23 protein-coding genes and 3 pseudogenes are annotated in these 25,537 nt (G+C 41.4%); 12 read left to right on the forward strand and 14 right to left on the reverse strand.

Annotated elements, in window-relative coordinates:
• Nucleotides 1-222 precede the first annotated feature (222 nt).
• Nucleotides 223-1,338, reverse strand: a complete 1,116-nt coding sequence (locus O9323_RS09100) for a branched-chain amino acid ABC transporter permease (RefSeq protein ID WP_288124991.1) — start codon at nt 1,336-1,338, stop codon at nt 223-225.
• Between the two features lie 361 nt (nt 1,339-1,699).
• On the opposite strand from O9323_RS09100, the gene O9323_RS09105 reads away from it, so the two are divergent.
• A complete protein-coding gene (locus O9323_RS09105) occupies nt 1,700-2,356 on the forward strand; it encodes a response regulator transcription factor (protein WP_288124992.1) in 657 nt (218 codons plus the stop codon).
• A 14-nt stretch (nt 2,357-2,370) separates the two neighbouring features.
• On the opposite strand, the gene O9323_RS09110 is transcribed toward O9323_RS09105, so the two are convergent.
• From O9323_RS09110 to O9323_RS09125, 4 genes are all read right to left on the reverse strand, one after another.
• Entirely contained in the window at nt 2,371-2,889 is a 519-nt protein-coding gene (locus tag O9323_RS09110) for a low molecular weight protein-tyrosine-phosphatase (protein ID WP_002752385.1), read from the reverse strand.
• A gap of 2 nt (nt 2,890-2,891) precedes the next feature.
• Nucleotides 2,892-3,185, reverse strand: a complete 294-nt coding sequence (locus O9323_RS09115) for a hypothetical protein (RefSeq protein WP_002752383.1) — start codon at nt 3,183-3,185, stop codon at nt 2,892-2,894.
• 130 nt (nt 3,186-3,315) lie between these two features.
• On the reverse strand, nt 3,316-3,954 hold the full coding sequence (locus O9323_RS09120; protein WP_288124993.1) for a DUF2834 domain-containing protein: 639 nt from the start codon (nt 3,952-3,954) through the stop codon (nt 3,316-3,318).
• 323 nt (nt 3,955-4,277) lie between these two features.
• The gene (locus O9323_RS09125) at nt 4,278-5,870 is read right to left on the reverse strand and encodes a hypothetical protein (RefSeq protein WP_288124994.1); all 1,593 of its coding nucleotides are present in this window, start codon (nt 5,868-5,870) and stop codon (nt 4,278-4,280) included.
• A 345-nt stretch (nt 5,871-6,215) separates the two neighbouring features.
• Here O9323_RS09125 and O9323_RS09130 point away from each other — a divergent pair, with 345 nt between their 5' ends.
• The 3 genes and pseudogenes from O9323_RS09130 to O9323_RS09140 form a co-directional block, all read left to right on the forward strand.
• Entirely contained in the window at nt 6,216-6,692 is a 477-nt protein-coding gene (locus O9323_RS09130; RefSeq protein WP_004158653.1) for a type II toxin-antitoxin system VapC family toxin, read from the forward strand.
• The gene (locus tag O9323_RS09135; RefSeq protein ID WP_002742412.1) at nt 6,689-6,862 is read left to right on the forward strand and encodes a hypothetical protein; all 174 of its coding nucleotides are present in this window, start codon (nt 6,689-6,691) and stop codon (nt 6,860-6,862) included. Before O9323_RS09130 ends, O9323_RS09135 begins: the two co-directional genes overlap by 4 nt.
• Before the next feature lie 171 nt (nt 6,863-7,033).
• Nucleotides 7,034-9,550: pseudogene (locus O9323_RS09140) on the forward strand (NACHT domain-containing protein); the annotation flags it as partial.
• On the opposite strand, the pseudogene O9323_RS22865 reads toward O9323_RS09140, so the two are convergent.
• Nucleotides 9,509-9,619, reverse strand: a pseudogene (locus O9323_RS22865) (hypothetical protein); the annotation flags it as partial. The pseudogenes O9323_RS09140 and O9323_RS22865 sit on opposite strands and share 42 nt — an antisense overlap.
• On the opposite strand from O9323_RS22865, the pseudogene O9323_RS22870 reads away from it, so the two are divergent.
• The 3 genes and pseudogenes from O9323_RS22870 to O9323_RS09150 form a co-directional block, all read left to right on the forward strand.
• Nucleotides 9,581-9,691: pseudogene (locus tag O9323_RS22870) on the forward strand (pentapeptide repeat-containing protein); the annotation flags it as partial. The pseudogenes O9323_RS22865 and O9323_RS22870 overlap by 39 nt on opposite strands.
• Nucleotides 9,692-10,026: 335 nt before the next feature.
• Nucleotides 10,027-10,311, forward strand: a complete 285-nt coding sequence (locus tag O9323_RS09145) for a hypothetical protein (RefSeq protein ID WP_002734785.1) — start codon at nt 10,027-10,029, stop codon at nt 10,309-10,311.
• A gap of 211 nt (nt 10,312-10,522) precedes the next feature.
• Nucleotides 10,523-10,735: a ribbon-helix-helix domain-containing protein gene (locus O9323_RS09150; RefSeq protein ID WP_002776240.1), complete on the forward strand. Its 213-nt coding sequence runs from the start codon at nt 10,523-10,525 to the stop codon at nt 10,733-10,735.
• 69 nt (nt 10,736-10,804) lie between these two features.
• On the opposite strand, the gene uvrC is transcribed toward O9323_RS09150, so the two are convergent.
• From uvrC to rfbC, 6 genes are all read right to left on the reverse strand, one after another.
• Nucleotides 10,805-12,682 (reverse strand): excinuclease ABC subunit UvrC, encoded by a 1,878-nt coding sequence (uvrC, locus tag O9323_RS09155; RefSeq protein WP_288124996.1) that lies wholly within the window; start codon nt 12,680-12,682, stop codon nt 10,805-10,807.
• Between the two features lie 82 nt (nt 12,683-12,764).
• Complete coding sequence (locus tag O9323_RS09160) at nt 12,765-13,025, reverse strand: hypothetical protein (protein WP_002734814.1); 261 nt, start codon at nt 13,023-13,025, stop codon at nt 12,765-12,767.
• Nucleotides 13,026-13,104: 79 nt separating this feature from the next.
• On the reverse strand, nt 13,105-14,190 hold the full coding sequence (leuB, locus tag O9323_RS09165; RefSeq protein WP_004158660.1) for a 3-isopropylmalate dehydrogenase: 1,086 nt from the start codon (nt 14,188-14,190) through the stop codon (nt 13,105-13,107).
• A gap of 171 nt (nt 14,191-14,361) precedes the next feature.
• A complete protein-coding gene (locus tag O9323_RS09170) occupies nt 14,362-15,435 on the reverse strand; it encodes a glucose-1-phosphate thymidylyltransferase (RefSeq protein ID WP_002776234.1) in 1,074 nt (357 codons plus the stop codon).
• A 4-nt stretch (nt 15,436-15,439) separates the two neighbouring features.
• Nucleotides 15,440-16,315, reverse strand: coding sequence for a dTDP-4-dehydrorhamnose reductase (rfbD, locus tag O9323_RS09175; RefSeq protein ID WP_002776233.1), 876 nt, complete (start codon nt 16,313-16,315; stop codon nt 15,440-15,442).
• A 5-nt stretch (nt 16,316-16,320) separates the two neighbouring features.
• On the reverse strand, nt 16,321-16,866 hold the full coding sequence (gene rfbC, locus O9323_RS09180; protein ID WP_288124997.1) for a dTDP-4-dehydrorhamnose 3,5-epimerase: 546 nt from the start codon (nt 16,864-16,866) through the stop codon (nt 16,321-16,323).
• A 133-nt stretch (nt 16,867-16,999) separates the two neighbouring features.
• Here rfbC and bioB point away from each other — a divergent pair, with 133 nt between their 5' ends.
• Genes bioB through lspA form a run of 3 tightly spaced genes read left to right on the forward strand, consistent with a single transcriptional unit; the run spans nt 17,000 to nt 19,195 of the window.
• Nucleotides 17,000-18,082 (forward strand): biotin synthase BioB, encoded by a 1,083-nt coding sequence (bioB, locus tag O9323_RS09185; RefSeq protein WP_004158664.1) that lies wholly within the window; start codon nt 17,000-17,002, stop codon nt 18,080-18,082.
• Nucleotides 18,066-18,716: a biotin transporter BioY gene (locus tag O9323_RS09190; RefSeq protein ID WP_002776229.1), complete on the forward strand. Its 651-nt coding sequence runs from the start codon at nt 18,066-18,068 to the stop codon at nt 18,714-18,716. Before bioB ends, O9323_RS09190 begins: the two co-directional genes overlap by 17 nt.
• A gap of 11 nt (nt 18,717-18,727) precedes the next feature.
• Nucleotides 18,728-19,195, forward strand: coding sequence for a signal peptidase II (gene lspA / locus O9323_RS09195; protein WP_149107798.1), 468 nt, complete (start codon nt 18,728-18,730; stop codon nt 19,193-19,195).
• 283 nt (nt 19,196-19,478) lie between these two features.
• On the opposite strand, the gene O9323_RS09200 is transcribed toward lspA, so the two are convergent.
• Together O9323_RS09200 and O9323_RS09205 are read right to left on the reverse strand one after the other, a co-directional pair.
• Nucleotides 19,479-19,691 carry a type II toxin-antitoxin system HicB family antitoxin gene (locus O9323_RS09200; protein ID WP_002776225.1) on the reverse strand — a complete coding sequence of 71 codons (213 nt, stop codon included), beginning with the start codon at nt 19,689-19,691 and terminating at the stop codon, nt 19,479-19,481.
• Nucleotides 19,692-19,866: 175 nt separating this feature from the next.
• Nucleotides 19,867-21,660 (reverse strand): fatty acyl-AMP ligase, encoded by a 1,794-nt coding sequence (locus O9323_RS09205; RefSeq protein ID WP_288124998.1) that lies wholly within the window; start codon nt 21,658-21,660, stop codon nt 19,867-19,869.
• Between the two features lie 318 nt (nt 21,661-21,978).
• Between O9323_RS09205 and O9323_RS09210 the strand changes: the two genes are divergently transcribed.
• Complete coding sequence (locus O9323_RS09210; protein ID WP_288124999.1) at nt 21,979-22,701, forward strand: Uma2 family endonuclease; 723 nt, start codon at nt 21,979-21,981, stop codon at nt 22,699-22,701.
• A 132-nt stretch (nt 22,702-22,833) separates the two neighbouring features.
• On the forward strand, nt 22,834-25,398 hold the full coding sequence (locus O9323_RS09215) for an Eco57I restriction-modification methylase domain-containing protein (protein WP_288125000.1): 2,565 nt from the start codon (nt 22,834-22,836) through the stop codon (nt 25,396-25,398).
• The last annotated feature ends 139 nt before the right edge of the window (nt 25,399-25,537 follow it).

Consider the following 25,537-nt stretch of genomic DNA (forward strand, 5'->3'; position numbering starts at 1 on the left):
GATAAACATCAGTTATCAGTAAACATTAAACAGTAATCAGTGAAAAGACAGTAAGTAGTCGTGGGAAATAAATTTCTTAGTTGAGACAGGCAATAGGCAATAGGATTATTTAAATGTGTAATTAATTTTGCTTAAGTCCTTAGAAAACTGCTATTTAATACTGCTCACTTAATATTCAAATCTAATAACTGATAACTGATAACTGATAACTGATAACTGAAATTATTTTCCCAAAGTTAACTCCTCTTTTTTGCCGAGGATACCCTGGGGTCGCCAGATCATTAAAACCATGAGCAGCAGACCGATAATCATAATCCGTAAAGCCCCTAATTGGCTATCATTAAAAATATCTAATTGGGGCAGAATAAAGCGAGTCAGGGAATCGTAAGCCCAGAAAATTACTGCTCCTAGTAAGGTGCCGGCATTGCTACCAGAGCCACCGAGAATGATAATAATCCAAGCGTTAAAAGTCAATAACGGCTCAAAATTAGTCGGGTAAATAGTGGTTAATTGCCATGCTAAAAAAGCCCCAGCTAAACCAGCGATCGCACCGCCTAACATCAAAGATTGTAACTTATACCAAAAGACATTTTTTCCCAAGGCCCGGGGAATTTCTTCATCTTCCCGGATAGCTTTGAGGATGCGTCCCCAAGGCGATCGCAAAAGTAATTCTAAGCCAGTATAAACGAGAGCGAGGAGGACTAAAACTACCACCATCAGCCCGGCTTTGTAATTATAATCATTCAAGGCAATTACACCGTTTATATACAGAAAAAGCAGGATTATCGCCCCTAACAACCCCCAAAAGATTAAAGCTCTCTTTTGCGTCGGTTGATAGCTTTTACCGCTAATTTGCCCCGCTTCGCGCCATTGTCGTTGCAGATTGCGCCCCAATTGCCAGAGAGCAAAGATAGCAAGCAGGGTAAACAGGGCAATAATTAATAATTTGACGGGAAAACTGGGATTTATATCCAAAGGTAGGGGATAACGTTGTAGTCCGAAACTGCCCTTCGTCAACCAATCCTCGTTAAGCACCAGCAAACGAATTAACTCAGACACCCCGATGGTGACAATCGCTAGATAATCGGCTCTTAATCTCAGGGTGGAAAAACCGATGGCTAATCCCAACAATGCCCCTAGGAGCGCCCCGACAATGGCGGCAAAAATCATCGGTACACCCTGTAAAGTCAATAAAACCGTTGTATAAGCCCCTAAAGTGGCAAAAGCAACGTGACCAAAGTTAATTAAGCCAGTAAATCCCCATTGTAGATTTAAACCGAGGGCAAAAATCGCGTAAATACCCGCCCAAATTGTCAGGGAAACTAAATAATCTGTCATGTTATGGCAATTATCTTAATAGTGAGGTACAAAGTTGTCGGTTTCGGGAGTCAGGAGTCGGTCGTCAGGAGTCGGTCGTCAGGAGGCGATGACCAATCCAGTTATACTTCATACTTATGAGAAACGGTATAACTCAAAAATGATCTTCAAAGTAAAAAAGGGGTTGGGGGAGTGGGGAAGTGGGGGAGTGCCGGAGTTGGGGAGAAAAAAGCTGAAAACTCACATCTGATTACTGAAAAGGCTGATTGCTAACTGCTAGTATAATATCAGTTACAACAGCCTCTGTAGCTTGATGGACAATTGTGACGAGCGGAGGGTGCTAGGCTATTAATAACGAAAAAACCTTGTCCTGTTGATTTCTATGCCTCTTTTGATTCTAATTGCCGATGATGATCCCGGTATCCGCCTAGCGGTCAAAGACTATTTAGAATTAGCAGGTTATAGTGTGGTAGCGGCGAGTAATGGTTTGGAAGCTTTGACTTTATTGGATACCTATCATCCCCATCTTTTGGTATCGGATATCAAAATGCCGCGTTTGGACGGTTATTCTTTGGTGACTAAGGTGCGGCAACAGCCAGAATTTAGGTTATTACCAGTAATTTTTTTAACTGAAAGAGGGTCAACAGAGGAAAGAATTCGCGGTTATCAAGTGGGTTGTGATATCTATCTTCCTAAACCTTTTGAGATGGAGGAATTAAAAGCAGTTATTCGCAATCTTTTAGAGCGATCGCAAATGGTGCAAAGTGAACGTCAATATCAGAAATTAAAACCAGAAGAAAGTCCCAAAACTAGGGATGTTTTAACTTCTTCTTTACAGGACGATTTTAAGTTAACTAATCGCGAGCGGGAAGTGTTAGAACATTTAGCCCGGGGACTTTCTAACAGTGAAATTGGGCAAAAACTGCATCTTAGTTCTCGCACGATCGAGAAATATGTTAGTAGTTTACTCAGAAAAACAACTACTAATAATCGCGCCGAATTGGTTCGTTTTTCCCTCGAACATAGACTAATCGATTAGCTGAAATAAAAAACTTAAATTTTGTTTTTTACTTCCTCCAAAAGACTGCCACAGGAGTCTAAAAGTAGCTCGATTACGCGGTCAAAACCTTCCCGACCACCGTAGTAGGGATCGGGAACTTCTTTTTCTGGGTGATAACGAGCATAGTCACACATTAACTTGATCTTTTCTTGATATTTTCCTGTCCGATCTAGGGATAAAATATCTTGATAATTGGCTTTATCCATGGCTAGGATTAGATCAAAATTCTCGAAATCCTCGCGGGTAAATTGTCTAGCTGTCCCTTGCAGAAGAATACCGCGTTTTTTGGCGGCCGTATTCATGCGAGAATCAGGAGGAGAACCGATATGATAACCGGCAGTCCCCGCAGAATCACAGAGGATTTTATTGCCTAATCCTTCTTGTTCAATCAGATAAGTCATGATATTCTCGGCAGCGGGAGAACGACAGATATTTCCTAAACAGACAAAGAGTAGTTTATAGGGCATAAATTGACTGGTAGAATCATCACTAAATTGCCAATTATAGGGCATTTCTAACATCCCGATAAAGATTTATCCTCAAAAAACTCCTCGCTGTCCATTAACCTAATTTTGGCTAATCCCAAGCTTTCTAAATAATCTTGCCACCCTTGGGGAGTATCTTCGATCGCTAATAATCCTAATATCCTAGCTACGTCTGCTACCCAGGGTAGGGTATGAATTCTATAACCCTGCCAGTTTACCTCTAAGGATAACCAAGCGGGAATCTCTTGGGGGTTAAATTGTTGGGAGGCAAGATAATCAGCTTGAAAGCAGTAAATCCGAGGTGGTTTTTGACTCTCTAACAAGGTTAAACACTCCTTCTAATCTGGACATTAATCTCTTTCCCCATATTTTAGGGGAACCTCAGCATAATTTTTGTTAAATATGAACTTCTCTTGTCAAGAAATAGTTAAGTTTGCTCAAGACAATTTACCCTTAATTCTCCCCTAAGCGAGGACGAATAATTAAATAAATTGCCGGACCGATTAGAGGCAAAAGGGAAATTACCAGCAACAGGAAAGGATTTTTTAATCCCCGTCGGGTTAGATCATCTTGCAGCAAAATTGGACATAATAGGGTTAAAAGACAGAAATCTAAACTCATAACATGAATAAAAAGGCTAGTTTGCCACTGATGCCAAAAATCAGACCAATTGCCGTTAATTAATCCGTAAGCGATTAAAATTGCCGCAGTAATTAGGGCAATTACTCCCAACCAAGGTGAGTCTAAAAGTTTAATGACCAGATTTTTTTTACCGGTAAAATTGCTGTTGGGTTGACGGAGAGTTAGATAGGGTAAAATAGCGAAAGCACCCACGGCAAAGGAGGCAAAAGTAAAGGGCCAAGCGATGATTTTTTGGTCACGACCATCGATAATTAAAAGGCTAGTGTAGATAAGTGGCCAAACTCCCATCAGGTTAAAAAGAGCGATAATTAACGGGTTAATATTTTGCCATTTGCCAGTGGAAAGATCGATAATTAAATTCATTGTATCTGGTTGGTCGGGGGGTGCTAGTAAAAAAGCGTATAATCCGAAGCCTAACCAAAGTAAACCGAGAATAATTTTTGTTAACATGAGAGTAGATAATTAGATTAATTGAGTCATGGGTGTTTCAGCAGAAATTCTAGTACAAAAGTGATCAAAAAATCAAGCAATATTAGCTAATCAATGATCGCTAAGTAGGTAGGCGTTAAAAATTATCAGATGCCCCCCTTATTAAGGGGAGATTCCCCCGCCTATCGGCACCCCCCTTATCAAGGGGAGATCCCCCCGCCTATAGGCACCCCCCTTATCAAGGGGAGATCCCCCCGCCTATCGGCACCCCCCTTATCAAGGGGGGCAGGGGGGATCGAACCTAAAATCCATTTTTAATTTAATTATAACCAGCTACTTAATTTTTAGGGAAGACGACGAGGATTCATGGTTTCTCCTGGGGTAATTTCTGCACTTTTGGAGTGGAGTAAGCGAGTTTGTTCGAGGATAGTTTCTAAGTCTTCATCCGAGAATTCTTGTACATAGTTTAATTTGACTTCTTCTAGGAAGATAATTAATAACATCTCGATTCTTTCTAGACTGTGACGGGATTGTAATTCCCCGGCGAGAGATTGCCCGAAACGTTGGACTAATTGCTGTAATAAACGCTCAAAAACTTCGTCTTCCTGGGTAATCTTGTCAGCTATATTAACAAAGGATTGATACAATTGACTAGATAGACGATTACTCAAGTCAGTTTTTAACCCTTTCATGCCGGGTAATCGCAATAAGCTCTGATACGCAGGAGTTTGACTGAGAATTTTCTCGATATTGTATTTAATTAAAGCTTCTGCTTCCGGTTTAACTTGCGGTAAAACCTTATCAACAGTGCTATTAACTACTAACCGAAAAATTTCGATAACTTCATTAGTATCATTGAGATTATTATATCCACCACTAAGGGATTGATCGAGAAATTTCTCCACTTGTCCCCGTCGGATATATTCCTGTATTTGATTAATAATTCTCAGGAATATTATCTCAGTAATATCTTTAGAAATTAGCGCAACTAAGCCTTTAACTGCCTGTTCTTTAATCAACCTTAAGTTAATAATTTTAACTTGATCTAGGCGAATAACGGTAGGAATAAATCGCAACCATCTCCAGATAGGAATAAACAGAAAAATATCATACCAACGCCATAACATAGCCTCGCGCCAACGCAGACCTTTATGAGTGCGAGCAATCCACCAAGTTCTTAGCATAAATTCCCAGAAAAAGATGGTGCCAAAGAAAAAATCGATCGCCTCAAAGTTATCTATCGGTCTCCCATCTTCTCCCAGGGGACGAAAATAATTAGTTTCTATTAAAGGTTGAATTTCTTGATTGAAAAATTTCAACTCTTTTTCCCAGCCATTTTGACTGAGATAATCCCAAGTCCAAAACTTCTGAAAGGCTGCTTTTGCGGAAACATTTTCTGTTTTAAAAACCCGCAAGCGCATTTTATTTTTAATCTTTTCTAAAGTCCCAGTTTTCTCGGCCGAGGCAAAGGGATTATTATCGATCATATCGACACTTTTTTGGCGTAAATTTGCTAAAATTTTCTCAATCTCTTGGCGATATTCTTGCAGATTAAACTCTGGGTTAAAGAGTTTTTGATTAATTATTTCATTAAGTTTATCAACCGTAGCTAAATATTCGCTGGTACTGCGATAGGGTTTAATTCCTTTCACCACATCATAATTAGCGATTCCTTTAACAAAGGGAATTTTTAGGGGTTTGTCGGGAGGTATTTGTAATTCTTGAAAGGCAATCGGCCCGAGTTGTATTGGTTCATTAAATCTTAATAAAGTTATTTGCAAGCGTCCCTGTAACCAAAAATCTCGCAGGGGAATATAGGTTAAATCGAAAATAACCAGAATATAATTGCATAACACCAATAGGGCCATGCAAGTCTCAAAGAGATTGCGTAGGGAAAAACGACGGTTTCTGATCACGGGGTTTTTAGTCAAAGTCATTAGCCTAGAAAGCACACTTTGACTATGGTAAACCGAAAACGCCTAATTTTTTTACCTGAAAGCGATTGCCCTGAATTGATTTTTATCTGTCAACAAGCCTAGGTTAAAATAGAGAGACAAACGTTGAAACAGAGTCTAGTCAATGACAGCACGGCAACCTCGCCACAGCAAAGAGGAATTTGCCCGACGTGGCGATGAACTCTATCAATCCCAAGTGCGATCGAAGTCAAAGAGGTCAAGCCTGATAGTGCGACAACCTCCTTACAGAGATAGGATAGTAGAATGGAGGAGGCTACCATATCGCTTCTTCAGGCTCTAATTTAGTCTTGTAGATCAGTTATTACCATGAAAGAAAAAGTATACTTGGATTCCACGGTTCCGAGTTATTACTTTGATGAGCGTGAAACTCTAAAAGCTTTTACCGAAGTCACAAGGAAGTGGTGGTCGGAAATGTCCAGTTATTATGATTTATATATTTCGGATGCCGTGCTTCAAGAACTAACCGACGGAAACTATCCGCGTAAAGCTGAAATTATCCATTTGGTTTCGACGATTCCTTTGCTACCGCCGACTTCTGCTCTTGAACAAGTTGTCGAGTTTTATCTTGCCAACTATGTCATGCCAAGGTCTCTTGTGGGCGACGCTCTACATCTTGCCTATGCCAGCTATTTTGACATTCAATATCTCCTTACTTGGAATTGCAACCATCTAGCGAATGCTAACAAACGGAAGCATATTCGCGTTATCAATGCCCGTCTTGGCTTGTCAACACCTGAAATTGTCACACCACTTGAACTATTCAAAGAGGAGAACAACTTATGATCCGCTCAGAGATTTTGCAAGAAAAAGATAAAACTCAAACAAGATTGTCGGAGGAATGCACGTCCATCCATGACTATTTACTGAAGTCTCACATTGCCGCGAAAAAGGCTGCGGAATCCTACGGGTTTACTCTCAAATACGCTGAATTGCCTAACTTGCCATCATCTTAACTCAAATTGAGATCGCTTAAAGGTGATCACCTTGCCTCCTAGGTTGAGTTGAGCGAAACAATACGGGGTCGAAAATGGCTCAATTCGATTGAAAAAGCGCAACCCAACCACCTCAACGGTTGTTATTACTTATATAATAGACTACATAAGCTTTATTGATCGCTTTGTCCTATGTCCGAATCAGCTGCTGGAATTCCTGTTTCCAAACCCCAAAATATCTGGAAACGACAAGTTAAAGTCAATCTGAGAAGTCTCTTTAGTACCCTGGGAAAAGCCGCTCTTAACGGGGCATTTTTGCAGTGGGATGATCTGGCCGAAAATGGAGTAGAAGTTTTAGATGATCTTGGTTTAAGTCGGACTCCGGGGGAATTAGCGGGTTTATTAATAAGTCAATCGCTAATGAAAGCGATGAAAGGATTACTTAAAAGTAATGCTGATTTACTGCCCCAAGAAGTTGAAAAGCTGCCTTTAAAAGAACTTTACCGTCAGATTACCGACTTTTTAGAAGAGCCGGAATTAATTCTCGATCAAGATTTTTTTGAGCATCCCGAAAGATTACCTATAGTCGCACCAATCCAAGCAGCTTTTTTACGGTGGTTAACAACAAATAATTTAATCAGTAATTACCAGGAAGCACAGAGCCTAAGTAACCGTTTACCAGCTTATTTTGTCTTAGCGTTGCAGGAACAATGGAAAGATAAACGAGATGAATACAGTCTGCTTTTAGATGAAATCTACACTCCTTTTAACAATGCTTGGAAACGAGAAAGCGGCTGGTTACATTATCGAGCTTGGTTGCAAAAACAGATCGATGAACCTATTTTTTGGGAAACCTTTAGTTTAAAGCAAATTTATGTACCTCTACGGGGATTTTATGAAGAAGAAGAAATAAAAGCCACCACAGACACAGATTACCATCGAGAGCCATCATGTAAACGCATTGTTATCAAACTCCAAGAGCAGTTAGAAACATGGTTAGAAGCGGCAAAATCCGATGATGCTATACGTTTATTGACCGGTGGGCCGGGTAGTGGAAAATCGTCTTTTTGTAAAGTATTTGCTGCCCAACAAGCTCGCTTAGAAAAACAAGTTTTATATATTCCCTTGCATCGCTTGAGTTTCTCCACAGATTTAGTAACAGCAGTTAAAACTTTTGTTCAACATGACGGTTTTTTACCAGAAAATCCCCTAGAACCTAGCGATCAAGATTTACAATTACTAATTATCTTTGATGGCTTAGATGAGCTATCTATGCAGGGAAAAATCGCCCAAGAAGTCGCCCACAATTTTATTAATGAAGTACGAGAACAGGTCAAAAGTTTTAATCAAAATAAAACCCGTTTACAAGTGTTGATTAGCGGGCGTGATGTGGTGGTACAATCCAATAAAAATAATTTTAAAAAACCTCAGCAAATTATCACTATTTTACCCTATTGGGTTGGTAACAGCGATAATTTTAGCGATGTCGATAACTTATTAAAAGTCGATCAACGTCATCAATGGTGGCAACAGTATGGGCAAGCTAAAGGGAAAAACTATGCACAATTACCGCCGGAATTATCGGGGGAAAATTTACAAGAAATTACCGCTCAACCGCTATTAAATTATCTTATTGCTCTCACTTTTGAACGAGGCGAGGTTCAATTTTCCCAAGAAACTAACCTCAATAATATTTATGAAAATTTGCTCAAGGCAGTCTATGAGCGAGGTTATGAAAAAAATAGTCCAGGCCACCGGGCTATAGAAGGGATTACAGAAAAAGATTTTGTGCTAATTTTAATGGAAATTGCCCTTTCCTGTTGGCATGGTAACGGTAGAACCACCACCGTGAGAGAGATTGAAGAACATTGTGAAAATAATGGCTTAAAAAATCTCCTAAAAAATTTCCAAGATAGTTTTAAAAGCGATTCCCAAGGGAGTATTACCCGTCTTTTAACAGCCTTTTATTTTCGAGAAAGTGGCGATTTACGAGGCAGCGAAAAAACCTTTGAATTTACCCATAAAAGTTTTGGTGAATATTTAACTGCCCGCAGAATTGTTGACCGAGTTAAGCAAATTCATAAGAAATTACAAGACAGTGAAGATGATTATGACAATGACTACGATTCCAGACAAGCTTTAATCGCCTGGGCGACTTTATGCGGACCGACGGCAATAGATGAATATCTTTTTAGTTTTGTTGTCAATCAAATGCAATTACAGTCCCCTGATGAAGTGAAACAGTGGCAGAAAACTCTGGGTCATTTAATTGAATATCTTTTGGTCAAAGGAATGCCGATGGAGAAAACAAACTGCCGCAATTTTCAGGAGGAAATGCGACAGGCACGCAATGCCGAGGAAGCTTTATTAGCGCTATTTAATGCCTGTGGGCGAGTCACCGAAGAAATTTTTCCCATTCAATGGCCTTCTCCTGAAGCTTTCGGCAATTGGTTGGCCCGTCTTCAGGGACAAAGAATAGATTTTGAGCCTATGTTTGTGTTAAATTGTCTCAGTTTTCTTGATTTACAAAACTGTCTGTTGATACATCGAGATCTTTGCAGGGCTAATCTTGAAAGGGCTAATCTTGAAAGGGCTAATCTTTATGGGGCATATCTTGTAGGGGCAAATCTTGAAGGAGCAAATCTTGAAGGGGCAAATCTTAAAGGGGCAAATCTTTACATGGCAAATCTTTACATGGCAAATCTTGAAAGGGCAAATCTTTACAGGGCAAATCTTGAAGGGGCAAATCTTGAATGGGCAAATCTTAGAGGGGCAAATCTTGTAGTGGCTAATTTTAAAGATGCTAACGTCAAAGGGACGATTCTCGATACGGAAGTTAAAACCGAGTGACTCTTCTAAGTTCTGTGTGATAAGTTTAACTTACAATATGATCGATCAGTCTTTGTGTCCTTTGTGTCTTTGTGGTTCGTTCCACCCCCTCGCTAGGAAGAATGTATCTTAGAATACATTTTACCCACCAAACCCAAGAGAGCCGATTATCTGGTGAGTGGGGATAAATCGGATTTGCTAAAACTAGCCTCGTAGGGTGTGTTAATAAAGTATTGACAATGTAAATACATCCTGCCTACACTACAAGTATGGATGTCTATTTTGTCCTCAGTGGCATTACTTTTGTTTGGAATGACGAGAAATCTAGGATTAACCCGATCAACCATGACGGTATTATGAAAGTTGAGGCATTAAAAAAACGACTGGAGAAAAATCGCCCTATGACTACAATCACGATTCGTATTCCCGAAGATGTGATTGAAGATTTAAAGCGGGTTGCACCGTTACTTGGTTTCTCAGGTTATCAACCTTTGATGCGTGCTTACATTGGACAAGGGCTGCGTGCGGATTTGGAGCGTCTAGAGGGAGATACAATTTCTGCTCTCGTTGCTAGTTTGAAGCGTCATGGTGTGAGTGATGAAGTGCTGCAAGAAGCGTTGAGTGAAATTACTCCGCGTTAGTCTAGGTTTTCGGCCTCCTAGGTTGAGTTAAGCGAAACAATACGGGGTCGAAAATGGCTCAATTCGATTGAAAAAGCGAAACCCAACCACCCCAACGGTTATTCTTAGTTGGGTGTAAAGCACCTTATCTGAGGTTAAGATTTATTCTTTCTAATTGTTGCTAGAAATGGGTTATGATGTTTATGCGTTTAGGGGCTAAAGGAGAAAAATCATGGTACGTTGGTCACTAACTGGATCAGCTTTAGGACAAAAAGGCGCAAAAAAGGGAATCTTATCCCAATACGTTGAAGAAGCGGCACAAAGACTGAGCTTTGAAGAAACCGTGGATTCTGTCCAAGAACGTAACTTGCGTTATTCCGAGGAAGAAATCGAAGAATCTATCAATGAGGCTATCCGAGAAACTCGTGCTGCGTCTCGTTCTTGATACCAATATTCTAATTTCTGCACTGTTACGCAAAAACACACCGCCTTATCTTCTTTATACAGCTTATCCCTACCTAGGATGAAAATAATTATAAATTTCCTTAGCTAATTGTTCCCCAATTCCTGTCACCTGTTGCAATTGTTCTAGGGAAGCTTCGCGAATATAATCCAGAGAATGAAAATGAGCTAATAACTCTTTTTGTCGCTTAAAACCTAAACCCGGTATCTCATCCAAACGGGAACGGCGACTTTTTTGCATCCTTTGTTGTCGGTGAAAGCTAACAGCAAAGCGGTGCGCTTCATCCCTGACTCGACGCAATAATTGCACTCCGGGTTGTTCCTTATCCGTCTCTAAAGGAGAGGATTCTCCTGGTAAAAAAATCTCCTCTCTCTGTTTAGCTAAACTAACAACTTTTACCTGTTCTAATAAATTCATCTCCCCTAAAACTGTCACCACTGCCGATAATTGTCCTTTTCCCCCATCAATCATAACCAAATCGGGAAAATCATCACTTTCGGCAATATTATCGGTATTTTCGGCATAACGACGAAAACGCCGCCGAATTACCTCTGCTAAACTGGCAAAATCATCGGAATGGCCGATTTTAACCTCGGGATTTTTGATTTTATAGTGACGATAATGTTGATTAGCGGCCACCCCATCGATAAACACCACTCCCGACGCGACTGCATTAGAACCCTGAATATGAGAAATATCATAACCCTCGATGCGGTGGGGTAGTGCTGGTAAATCGAGAATTACCGCTAAATCCTGCAAAGACTGTAAATCTCGGTCGGCGCTTCTTTTCGTCTTTTCTAACTCATAAAGAGCGTTTTTCTCGACCATAGCTAATAAATCCGCTTTACTTTGCCGTTGGGGAACAGTTAACTCGACTTTGCGACCTTTTTTTTCCCTTAACCACCCCGCTAACACCTCACCTTCCGGTAATTCGCAGGGTAACAGGATTTCGCTGGGAATTTCCACCCCTTCCACCGATAAATAATGTTCTTCCAGGACTTTTTGCAGGATTTCTCCCTCGTTTGCTGACTGACTATCGGCAAAAAATCCCAAACGTCCCACCAAACGACCAGAACGCACTTGGAATAATTGTATGCAACAATGCTGCTCGTCCTTAGCTAAAGCGATCGCGTCCCGGGATACGGTATCATCAGGTAAAGAGACTTTTTGATCGGTATTAAGAGCCTGTAATCCGCGAATTTGATCCCTAATCGTGGCCGCTTTTTCAAAATCTAGGTTTTCCGACGCTGCGAGCATCTTTGTCGCTAATTTCTCTAATAATTCCCCCGTCCTTCCCTGAAAAATCATCGCCACTTTCTGCAAGGTTTCCCGATAATCTTGGGGACTAATTAATTTTTGACAAACCCCCGGACAACGACCGATATCATAATTTAAACAGGGACGGTCTTTAAACAGAGGTTGGGGACGTTGACGCAGGGGAAAAGTGCGTTTAATTAGGTGTAAAGTGTAGCGCAGCAGCCTAGTATCGACGTAGGGACCATAATAACGGTCTTTTTGGTTATTTATGCTACGTTTGCGGGTGATAAAAATGCGCGGGTAGGTTTCCGACCAAGTAATACAAATGTATGGATATTTTTTATCGTCCTTGAGGAGAGTATTAAAATGGGGCTGATGTTGTTTAATTAGATTAGCTTCCAGGGCCAAAGATTCTGCTTCCGTGTCGGTGACGATAAATTCAATTTCTGTCACCTGTCGCACCATCAAAGCAATGCGGGGACTGAGGGGTTGACTGGGACGAAAATAGGAACGGACTCTAGACCGGAGTTTTTTGGATTTACCGATGTAGAGAATTTCGCCATTTTGGTCGCGCAGGAAGTACACCCCCGGTTCGAGGGGAATTTCCCGAAGACGATTTTCTAGGCGATCGAGGTCTTGGATTAGGATAGAGTTAAGATTATTCCCGAACATCCTTTTATATTAGACAAAAAAATTACGCCAGTGGGTATTAGCTGACGTTTGGCAAGATATTCGAGGCAAATCTTCACAAAAATTAATAAGCTTCCGATTCGATTTGCTTAATCGGGACGAAACACTCTCCGGGGAGAAGAATCGGTTTATTGTTAAAAATCAATTGGCCGCGATGATTGTCGCGGTTAATAGCGACACCGAAAGGACGTTTACTAACTCGGCTGTTGAGGGTACAGTAGATGCGATAAATGCGTCTGGCTGCCCGTAAGACAGTAGGATCTAACAAAATTGGGATTTCCATATCGACACGCTGTTGTTCTGTTTTCTCGGATAGGGCCACCATCTCACTCGTCTCCCCACGATTAAATTGACGTATTTATTAAATCAATGGTATATGACGATTTCCGAATTTGGCACTTTTGTTATGATTCTAAAACTTTCAGGATGGCCTGGCCCATAGCTTGGCATCCCACCAAGGTCATACCTTCTGAGAAAATATCTCCGGTACGATAACCGAACTCTAAGACTTTTTCCACGGCTTTTTCCAGTGCTGCTGCCGCTAAAGGCTGATTTAGCCCATATCTTAACATCATAGCAGCACTGAGAATCTGGGCGATCGGATTGGCTTTATCTTGGCCGGCGATATCCGGGGCCGAACCGTGGACAGGTTCAAAAACTCCCACTCCAGCAGTCCCTAAACTAGCGGAGGGTAACATTCCGATACTACCAGTTAACATGGCCGCTTCATCGGAGAGAATATCACCGAATAAATTGCCCGTGACGATAGTATCAAATTGTTTGGGGGCCCGGACTAACTGCATGGCTGCGTTATCGACGTAGAGATGGGAAAGTTCCACATCGGGGTAATTAGCGGCGATTTTCGTCATCCGGTCGCGCCAAAGTTGGGAAACATCAAGAACATTAGCTTTATCGACGGAACAGAGTTTCTTGCCGCGTTTTTGGGCAATTTCAAAGGCTACCTTAGCGATGCGGTCCACCTCCGATTCCAAGTAAACCATGGTATTTACACCGCATTTTTCTCCCGTTTCTGTCTCAAAAATCCCCTTCGGTTGACCGAAATAGACCCCCCCGGTCAATTCCCGGACGACCATGATATCCACTCCCTCGATAATCTCCCGTTTGAGACTAGAAGCGTCGATTAATTGCGGAAAAATGGTGGCAGGACGTAAATTAGCAAAAAGACCTAAACCAGATCTTAAGCCTAATAATCCCGTTTCTGGCCTTTGCTGCCGGGGCAAATTATCCCATTTATAACCCCCAATAGCGGCCAGGAGAACAGCATCACTATTTTTACAGGCGCTCAGGGTTGCTTCGGGGAGGGGACTGCCGGTTTCATCAATGGCTGCCCCTCCAATTAAAGCGGTTTGGAAGTCAAACTGGAGGTCAAATTTTTTACCGATGACTTTCAGTATCTCTACGGTGACAGCGAGGATTTCCGGCCCGATGCCATCGCCGGGTAGTAGGGTAATGCGATACTGTTGCGTCATAGTTCTAGAACGGTAAAATAGGTCAGACTCTTGATTATAACATAGTTAGGTGGGCTTTTTTCTCCTAAAAATGTCAATCTTTCTCAGAAAAACTGGGGAACCGCCAGCGAATTAGCTAGGGAAATTCTCAATCTTCCGGTATTAATTAAAGGGGCAGTTAATCCCCGATAACTACACTAATTCCACATGGGAATCATCCCCAATCATAAAGCGTAAAGCTTTTGGACGTTGGGGAGCGATTTCTAATTTTGCCCGTCGTCCGATAACACTATCAACTATGCGCTGATGAATGCCAATAATCGTGGCATCTTTGAGAATAACACTGTGTTCTATGTCGGCATCAATTAATTTTACTCCATTAGCTATACTGCTGTAGGGACCGATAAAACAATTCTCAATGTGACAATTTTCTCCAATAATGACAGGACCGCGAATGGTACTATTAATAATTTTACTACCCTGACCAATTTGTACCCGTCCGATCACCTGACTATTAGCATCAATTTCTCCCTGTAAAGCGATTTCTAGACAGGTATCGAGGATAATCCGATTGGCCTCTAATAAATCATCTTTTTTACCGGTATCTAACCACCAACCCAGTAGTTTATTGGCTTCTACTGCTTTATTTTGATTGATTAATTCTTGGATAGCGTCGGTAATTTCTAACTCACCCCGGCCCGAAGGTTGAATAGATGCGATCGCTTGATGAATGGTGGGAGCAAAAAAATAAATCCCCACCAAAGCTAAATTTGAGGGGGGTTCTTTGGGTTTTTCGACTAAGTATAAAACTTTGCCAGTTTCATCTACTTTTGCCACCCCAAAAGCACTAGGATTAGACACTTTTCGCAGGAGAATTAAAGCGTCAAGAGACTGTTGGTGAAAAGAGTCTAAAAAGGGCGATAAATCATCCTCGATTAGGTTATCACCCAAGTACATAATAAAGGGGGAATCTCCTAGGAAAGATTGGGCAGTTTTAACCGCGTGAGCTAATCCAGCTGGTTGATCTTGGCGAATATAAGTTATCTTAGCCCCAAACTGTTCACCATTGCCCGTGGTCTGACGAATTTCTTCCCCAGTTTCGGGACTGATAATAATGCCAATATCGGTAATTCCTGCAGCCACAATTGATTCGATTCCATACCATAAAATCGGTTTATTGGCCACGGGAACTAACTGTTTTGCCCCAGTATAAGTTAGGGGACGTAACCTCGTACCTTTACCACCGGATAAAATTAGTGCTTTCATAGTTTTAAAGATTAAATAGTTGGTTGAGCATAGCTTTGAGGGAATCTCGCCAATAGGGAGGAATATAATCCAATTGTTGCGAGATTTTTTGACCAGAAAGAACCGAATAGGCCGGACGCACTGCTGGGGTAGGATATTCAGCAGTAGTAATGGGAATTACTCTCTGAATTTTTAGGGGAATACCGCTTATTTTTGCCTCCTCAAAAATCGCTTTAGTTAAATCAAACCAACTAGCGACACCGCTATTAGTAAAATTATAGATTCCTGGGGGATTATCGACATTAATTAGAAGGTGAGTAATGGCCGTGGCGATATCTTTTGCCCAAGTGGGACTTCCCACCTGATCAACAACTACTTTTAACTCCTCTCTTTCCTTGCCTAATCTCAGCATAGTTTTGACAAAATTACTTTTGCCATAACTGCCGTAAACCCAAGCAGTCCGGAGGATAATTGCCTGAGAATTAACAGTTTTAATTTCCTCTTCTCCCCTTAACTTTGATTGTCCATAAACCCCTAAAGGATTAGTGAGATCGGTTTCTAGATAGGGGGTATTTTTCCGACCATCAAAGACATAATCGGTAGAAATATGGAGAAATTTAGCTTTAATTTTCTCGGCAGATTCCGCCATGATTTTTGGAGCTATAGCATTGATAGAATAGGCTAAATCTGGTTCGGTTTCGGCTTTATCCACTGCCGTATAAGCGGCGGCATTAACCAGATAATCGGGGTGAATTTCCCTAATTAACTGGCTGATTTTTTCCGAGTTAGTTAAATCTAGTTCTTCTCGACCGATACTAATAACTTCGCCCAAGTATGGCAAAGTTACCTGTAACTCTTGTCCTACCTGACCTTTAGCACCAATTAGTAAAACTTTTTTCATCGTCTTTAGGGGAAAACTTCCACGGATTTAAAGGGTTGTCCAGCTTGGTCTTTAGGGGAGAGAATCGGGGGGGTCTCTAGGGGCCAATCAATCCCTAAATCGGCATCATTCCATGAAATAGTTTTTTCGTACTTTGGATAATAATAATTAGTGGTTTTGTAGAGAAATTCTGCTCGATCGGAGAGGACTAGAAAGCCATGGGCAAAACCTTCGGGAACCCAGAAAATACGTTTATTTTCCGCACTTAAAACACAGCCTACCCATTGCCCAAAAGTGGGGGAACTTTGACGCGCATCCACTGCCACATCAAAAACACTACCATTCACCACTCGCACCAGTTTACCCTGGGGATTGGGGATTTGATAGTGCAATCCTCGCAGGACATTTTTTAGGGACATAGAGTGATTATCCTGGACAAAAGTGGTATTAATCCCAGTTTTTTCTCGAAAATCTTTCTGATTAAAACTCTCCAAGAAAAAACCTCGATCGTCTCCGTAAACTTGCGGTTCAATGATTAAAACATCAGGGATTTCCGTCGGAATAACTTTCATAAAATCGGAGACAAGATAACTTTTGCGGGTAGTCTAGCACAAAAGGGCATTTTTTTCTAAAGTTTTTTATTAATCTTTCCCCGGTAACTGAATAATGATAAGATGAGCCTAACTTAGTCAGAGCATAAACGACGTGGTACAAGTCTCTACACACACCGCTACTCAATCTATCCCCATGGAGGGAGAAGCCTTAAAAAACTGGTTACAGACTAGGGCTAATCAGATTATCGCCGGCGATCGACTCAGTAAGCAAGAGGCCCTAGCTTTAACTGCGATCGAAGGTCAGGAAAATATTTTCAGCTTATGTGAGGCTGCCGATCGCATTCGTCAGGCCTGTTGTGGTAATACGGTAGATTTATGTAGCATTATCAACATAAAATCGGGAAGTTGTTCGGAAAATTGCAGTTTTTGTTCCCAATCCGTCCACCATCCCGGTCAAGATTCGCCTATCTACGGTTTAAAAAGTCGCGAGGAAATCGTCAGCCATGCGAAAGCGGCAGCCGACGCGGGGGCCAAACGCTTCTGTTTAGTTAGTCAAGGTCGGGGATTAAAGTATAATAGCCCCAAATCCAAGGAATTCGAGGAAATACTGGCCACAGTTCAAGAAATCATCGAAACAGCCAAGATTAAACCCTGTTGCGCCCTAGGAGAGTTAACCCTCCCCCAAGCCCAGGCCTTAAAAGAAGCTGGAGTTACCCGTTATAATCACAATCTGGAAGCTTCCGAGAATTTTTATCCTAACGTGGTCTCCACCCACAGTTGGCAGGATCGGGTAGAAACGGTAAAAAACCTGAAAGCGGCGGGAATTCAGGCTTGTACGGGCGGAATTATCGGTATGGGGGAAAGTTGGACCGATCGCATTGATTTAGCTTTTTCTCTGGCGGAATTAGAAGTGGAATCAGTGCCGATTAACCTATTAAACCCCAGAAGTGGCACCCCTTTAGGTCATTTACCCAAACTGGACCCTTTTACTGCCCTAAAAGCGATCGCCATTTTCCGGTTTATCTTACCTCAACAAATTCTCCGTTATGCCGGGGGACGAGAGGCAGTGATGGGAGAATTGCAAAATCTGGGGCTAAAATCGGGAATTAATGCTATGCTGATTGGGCATTATTTGACCACCCTAGGACAACCGCCCCAACAGGATCAGGCGATGTTGGCTGATCTTAGTTTAATAGGAGGAGAAGCCCCCATCCCCGGTGAATACCAACCCTAACAGGCAACCTAAATCACGTCGAGGACAAGAATCTCCACCGCGGCGCACTTCCGCGTCGGTTCCCAATGAGTTAATCTGGGCTTTGATTGGTTTGTTGCTGACAATTTTTAGTACATTTGTTCCAGTAAGCCTAGCTAGTTGGTCAGCTGCGGGTCTATCTTCGCAAAAACTAGGCATAACTTACCAAATTGGGGCAGTATTATTAACGGGCTGTCTGGGGGGCAAAAATGCCGGGCTTCTTGCCCAGGTGGCCTATATTTTTCTCGGTTTAACTTGGTTGCCAGTGTTTGCCCAGGGTGGGGGAATGGGTTATCTGAAAGAAGCCAGTTTTGGCTATATTTTAGGCTTTATGCCGGGGGCATGGCTGTGTGGTTGGTTGGCTTTTCGCTGGCGGGCTAAGATAGAAACTCTGGCTTTAAGTGCCTTTGCCGGTTTGTTAGTGATTCATCTGTGCGGTTTATTATATATGCTGGGATTGTCGATTTTTCAGCCCCAAGCCAGTCAAATCACCTTTCCCGATAGTTTGCCCACCCTATTTATGAATTATTCAGTCTGGCCATTTTTAGGGCAATTAGTAGTAATTTGTGTGGTGGTAATTATTGCCTTTTTCTTCCGTAAATTATTATTTTATTGATGCCAGAGCCAATGTTAAAAAAAAATCGCTGGTTTTGGATAGTGGCGGTGCTTGGTCTAAGTTTAGACCAAGTAACTAAGTATATAACCGTGCAGAGTTTTGAGCAAATCGGTGATACTTTTCTGGTTATTCCGGGGGTTTTTCATTTAACCTATGTGATTAATACCGGGGCGGCTTTTAGTGCTTTTCGGGGCGGTGTTGGTTGGCTCAAATGGCTATCCTTATTAGTTAGTTTGGGATTAATGGCTTTTGCTTACTTTGGACCGCATTTAAGCCGTTGGGAACAATTAGCCTACGGTTTTATTTTAGCGGGGGCTTTCGGCAATGGTATCGATCGCTTTTTGTTTGGTTATGTGGTGGATTTTCTCGATTTTAGATTGATTAATTTTCCTGTTTTTAATCTGGCTGATGTCTTTATTAATATCGGGATTATTTGCCTATTAATTTCGACTTTTCCCCACAAGTCAAGGGTCCCGTAGGGGCGAAGCATTCGAGCGATAACCTATCGCTGAAACCGTAGATTTCCTATCCGAATGCTTCGCCCTTACTTTTTCTGTTCAAAAAAAATTGGTGATTTAGTATTATATTCCTGGAGTACTGATCATTTAAATATTTTGTAAATCCAGATAATTCCTGTTGAGTACCAATCATAATAAATCCGTTGAGTATAAGCTACATATCAGCAGAGGCACTCATGCAAAAGGGGGAATAAATAATCAGTTTTTAATAACTGGATTTAGTATTACATATTCCTGTGCTTGTTCAAGCAAATAATAAACGTCCTTTAGGTTCAGGAATTTCTCGGCCTAATTCCTGTGCTGTTTCAATCCATTGTTGAATAATGATTTCAGCATTTTGTACAGCTTCTTGATAAGTTTCTCCATCAGCCATACATCCTGCCAGTTCTGGAACTTCAACGATAAATAGTTGATCCTCATTACTCCAGTAAATAATCAGTTCATAACGAATTTTCATCCTGTTTACTCATACATCCAATACATATACAAGCAAAATAGTCGGCTCTCTCAACATCATGGTATAAAGTGTTTGTAAATGTGACATTTTGGGCGTTTACCCTAACTTTAATCCTTAACCTAATCCTAACACGATTAGTTAACCTCGATCGGGTGAGAATTGCCCACCCAAAAAACTATGCTTCTGTTTCAGAAATAGAGCGATCGAATTTACTAACTAACTGAGGATTTTCTGACCAAGCATCGATAATACTAATATTCCCATTGAGAAAATTCTGTTTAATAGCGCGACGTTGAATTTTGCCACTGGCAGTTTTGAGAATTGTTCCCGATTTAGCCAGAACAATCGCATGGGTCATAATTTCGTGTTCTTCGGCGATTTCTTGACGGATATCGGCAATTAATTTGGCCGTATCTAATTCCCCGCTGCGACGCTCTAATTCCTGGACAATAACTAACTGTTCTTCCCCGTTATCTTCAATGGAAAAAGCGGCGCCATAATCGGGACGAAAAACCTCATTAAGATGCTGTACTGACCATTCTAAATCTTGGGGATAATGATTACTGCCACGGACAATAATTAAATCCTTAATCCGTCCCGTGATATGTAATTCCCCATCGAGAAGAAAACCTAAATCTCCGGTGCGTAAAAACGGCCCTTCTCCTGTATCAGTAAGATAAGCTTGAAAAGTCTCTTTGGTTGCGTCTTCCCGTTGCCAATATCCAGCGGCCATACTGGGGTCACTGGCCCAAATTTCGCCCACTTCATCGGCTGCACAAAGGGTGAAAGTATCGGGATTAACCATAGCTATACGGGTATCACAGACGCGACGACCACAACTGGGGACGTATCTAACTCCCGTGGTTCGATCGGAACCTACAGGGACAATTTTACCGCGTTCGTAGGCGGTGGCATCCAAAGCGGTGATAATTGGGGTGGTTCCCTTGGGTTTATTGGAAATCAAGAGGGTATATTCAGCTAATCCGTAGGCAGGGGCGAAAGTTTGCCAAGAAAAGCCATAATCTGCAAAAGTATCGACAAATTTAGCCATGACCTTCGGATTAATCGGTTCGGCGGCATTTCCCGCGGCCTGCCAACTGCTCAGGTCTAATTCCGCTAAATCGGCAGCTTTAATCCTGCGAGTACAAAGATCATAGGCGAAGTTGGGCGCTTGACTATGAGTAACTTTGTACTTAGTAATATTTTTTAACCACTGCATCGGACGCTTAATAAAAGCAAAGGGAGACATGAGATAGCAGGGTGTACCGTTGTAGAGGGGGACGGTGATACCTTCGACTAACCCGTAATCGTGAAAATAGGGCATCCAAGTGAGGGTAACGCTATCCGGTTCGTAACCACAAGCTTTTTGCAAGTAACCGCAATGGTGCATCAGGTTAAAATGACTTAGCATCACCCCTTTGGGGATATTAGTCGAACCGGAGGTATATTGCAGATAGGCAAGCGCCGATTTATCCACCTGGGGATCTTGCCATTGGTCCGCCAGGGAAATATCAATTCTTTCGGTAGTAATCCATTTCATTTGGTCGAATTCTGGGAATTCGTCCTTAACACCTTCAATAAGAGTCAGAATACTTTCGGTAACTAGGGCAAAGGTGGCATTAGCATCCTTGACAATTGCGTGTAAACGGGGCAGAGTGCGCTTAAGTCGTCCCGATTCCGGTGGGGGGACGGGAATGGCAATCACTCCCGCGTAGAGACAACCACAAAAAGCGGCCACTACTTCTAAACTTTGAGGATAGAGTAACAGGGCCCGTTCTCCTTGGGCCTGGTATTTTTGCAAATAGGCGGCGATTGCTCTTGCTTGGCGATCGAGTTCACTGTAGGTTAAAGGTGGGGTTTCTTTTTTGCCGTCAATAAGAAAAGTGTAGGCATGGCCCTCTGGTTGTGCCGTGGCGCGGTAACGTAAGAGTTCTACTAGGGTGGCAGGTTGAATTAGGGTTTCAGTCATCGTTGTTATCGGACTTATTGGGGCTATTGTATAGAAGTTTTAAGGTGCGGAGGGCGATCGGTCAAGGTATAGGATTAAGTTATTGGTTGGCTCTCTTAGGTTTGGTGGGTAAAATGTATTCTAAGATACAGTCCTGCTGGCGAGCGAGTGGAAGGAACCACAAAGACACAAAGGACACAGAGATTGATCACTCCTGTATAACTTAAACTTATCACACAAAGAAGAAGAGAGCCTATTAGCTGAAATCCCCCCGCCTTATCTCTGCAATTGTGAGAAAAAAGCTATAATTAATCAATCCTAAAATACCGGGAAAAAGTCATGACAGCCCTAGACATAATCCCAGAAGTTACCTATCCCCCCACAGATTTATGGAGTGATGAACCACCCTTGGAAAGTGATCTACACCTGCAACAGATCATCATTCTCCTTAGTTGTCTAGAATTATTATGGCGCGAGAGGAGTGATTACTACGCTTCGGGAAATCTAACCATCTACTACAACGCGGAACAACTAAAAAAACGTGATTTCTGTGGTCCTGATTTTTTTGTGGTTTTAGATACCGAAAAACGTCCCCGCAAAAGTTGGGTAGTTTGGGGAGAACAGGGTAAATATCCCGATGTAATTGTCGAAATTATCTCCGATTCTACGGCCAATATTGACCGCAATAACAAGAAAATTCTCTATCAAAATACCTTTCGCACTCCTAATTATTTTTGGTTTGATCCTAATAGTTTAGAATTGCAGGGATTTAGACTAATTGAGGGACAATATCAAGCCATTTCTCCCAATGACCGGGGTTATCTGTGGAGTGAACAGTTAGGATTATATTTAGGCATATTTGACCGGAAACTGCGTTATTTTACCGCCGATGGTCAATTAGTCCCCACTCCTCAAGAAGCGGAATTAGAGCAACGACAGGCAAAAGAACAGGCTCTTTTAGAAAAAGAACAGGCTCTTTTAGAAAAAGAAAGGGAACGACAAGCCAAGGAAAAATTGGCACAAAAATTGCGAGAATTAGGCATCGATCCCGATACAATTTGACTGAAGTGGCAAAAGTCCTAAGTAGTCAGATGTTAAAATCAGACACCCCCCTTATTAAGGGGGGATTAAGGGGGGATTTATAATCAGCTACTTAGAGAAAGTAAACCTAAATGAGAGGTCGTGAGAAAACTTATGAGTGATATTGAACTTCGGCAGTCAGTTTATGACCTTCTTTCATCCCTGAGAGGATTGGATGCGCTCAAAAAATTATTCTGGTCTGAGTTAAATTACGAGCGAGAAAATCAAACCCTGTCCCGACGCAATTGGCCGGATAAAGCAGTAGAAGCATTAGCAGAAGATCCAATTTTATTAGCTTCTGGGGGGGAAGATTTTCAGGTTATTTATGCTCGTCTCAACTCTAAGCAACTGCTGCTCAATTTAGAGCGTCTTGTCGTTACTCAACTGCTAAAAAACCATCCCTACACTCTCTTTGTTTTCTCTGATTTCCACCAAGAACGGTGGCATTTTATCAATGTTAAATATGATGTCAAACAAGAAAAACGGCAAGTCTTGCGTCGAATTACAGTGGGTCCGGGGGAACAGTTACGAACCGCCACAGAACGCCTAAGTTTACTGGATTTAGATAATATTAGTTCCGAGTCTCCTTTAGCGATTCAGGAACGTCATGATGAAGCTTTTGATGTTGAGAAAGTTACTAAGAAATTTTTTGAACAGTATCGCTCGGTCTTTGAAAAAGTTGAGCAATTAATTACTAAAACTATCCCTAATGCTGACCAGAGAAGACTATTTACTCAGAAGCTGTTTAATCGCCTGATGTTTATTGTTTTTATCCAGAAAAAAGGTTGGCTGAAGTTTAACGAACAAACAGACTATCTAGAAACCTTATGGCAGGATTATCAGAATGATAACAGCACCTCGGACAAAAACTTTTATTATAATCGCTTGACTCATCTGTTTTTTACGGGACTGAATAATCCCCAACAAACGGATATTATTGGTATCAATAACGGTGGTTTTCTTCGGCAAATAATCGGCACAGTTCCCTATCTTAATGGGGGATTATTTGAACAGGATGAGGATGACCGCAATCCTAATATAATAGTACCCGATCAGGCGATCAATGTTATCTTACAGGGCCTTTTTAGTAATTTTAATTTCACTGTAACTGAGAGTACACCCCTTGATGTGGAGGTAGCAGTGGACCCAGAAATGTTGGGTAAAGTGTTTGAGGAATTAGTCACGGGAAGACATGAATCAGGTAGTTATTACACACCTAAACCGATAGTTTCTTTTATGTGTCGGGAGGCTTTGAAGGGATATTTAAGCAGTAAGTTAACTTCTGAAAACAAAGAAGCGATTGAGCTTTTTGTTGACGAATATAATGCTATTAATTTAAAGAATCCAGAGGCAGTTTTAGAAACCTTAAAACAGGTCAAAGTCTGTGATCCTGCCTGTGGAAGTGGAGCTTATTTATTGGGAATGTTGCATGAGTTATTAGATTTGCGTCAGTGTTTATTTGCTACTAAAGGCATTGATTATAAAACGGTTTATCAGCGCAAGTTAGAGATTATTGAAACCAATATCTATGGAGTTGATATCGATCCTTTTGCGGTTAATATTGCTCGCTTAAGGTTATGGCTTTCCTTAGCGGTTGAATATGAGGGAGACAATCCGCCACCGCTACCGAATTTGAAGTTTAAAATCGAAACAGGAGATAGTCTAACTGCTCCTAATCCCCAAGGTTCTGGGATGGTGCGCGAGGAGTTTATCCATCGGTTTAGGGAAGCTAAAGCCAAGTATTTAAGAGCGCATTTAGGCAGTGATAAACAAAGTCTTGAACAGGAGATTAATGAGGTTAAGAAACAGATTGCTTTATTAACCCATGGCAGTGCTTCTGTGATTGCGAGTGATAAGGAAGCTATCTCAAAAGGGTTTGATTGGGTGGTGGAGTTTGCCGAGGTATTAGCGGAGGGAGGTTTTGATATTCAGGTAGCAAATCCCCCCTATGTGAGACAGGAATTAATTAAGGATTTAAAACCAACTTTAAAGCAGGTTTACCCGGAAGTTTATACGGGAACATCGGATTTATATTGTTTCTTTTATGCGAGAGCTTTACAATTACTTAAAACTGGGGGAATGTTAGCTTTTATTTCTTCTAATAAGTGGTTTCGGGCAAAGTATGGGGAGAAGTTAAGACAGCATATCGCTGATACTTGTCAGGTGAGAAGTATTACCGATTTTGGGGATTTACCAGTATTCAAGAGTGCGACAGCTTACCCGATGATTTTTATCTCTCAAAAGAGTGGTAAAGTTAGTAACTTACCGATTTTTACTCAAGTTAAATCCTTAGAAGAACCTTATCCTGATGTCTTAGCTATTGTTAGAAAGACTGGACAGAATTTGTCCACAGATGCGATTAAGGGAGCAAATTGGTTGCTCACAGATAGTAACAATACTGACATTTTACAAAAAATGGAAAAAGTGGGAATTACTTTAGAAAATTATATTAATACCAAAATATATGTTGGCATCAAAACTGGATTGAACAAAGCTTTTTGGATTGATGATGCAAAACGAGCAGAATTAATTGCTAAAGACCCTAAAAGTGCAGAGATTATTAAACCTTTAGCTGTGGGTGCTGATGTGCGTAAATGGCGGATCAATTATAAAGATAAATGGTTGATTTTTACAAGAAGGGGAGTTAATATTAATGACTATCCAGCTATAAAAAAATAGGCTCTTCGGGAATTGTTATGCAAATAATTAACTTAAAATAAAATTCGATGAGAGCAACTACGCTCAAAAGTAGCTGAAATTCATACAGGAAAGGACTTAAGGCACAAATAGATTAATACCAAAAGATAGACAATCGAGT

This window comes from Microcystis sp. LE19-131.1A, assembly GCF_027532015.1.
Classification (GTDB): Bacteria; Cyanobacteriota; Cyanobacteriia; order Cyanobacteriales; family Microcystaceae; genus Microcystis; species Microcystis ichthyoblabe_A.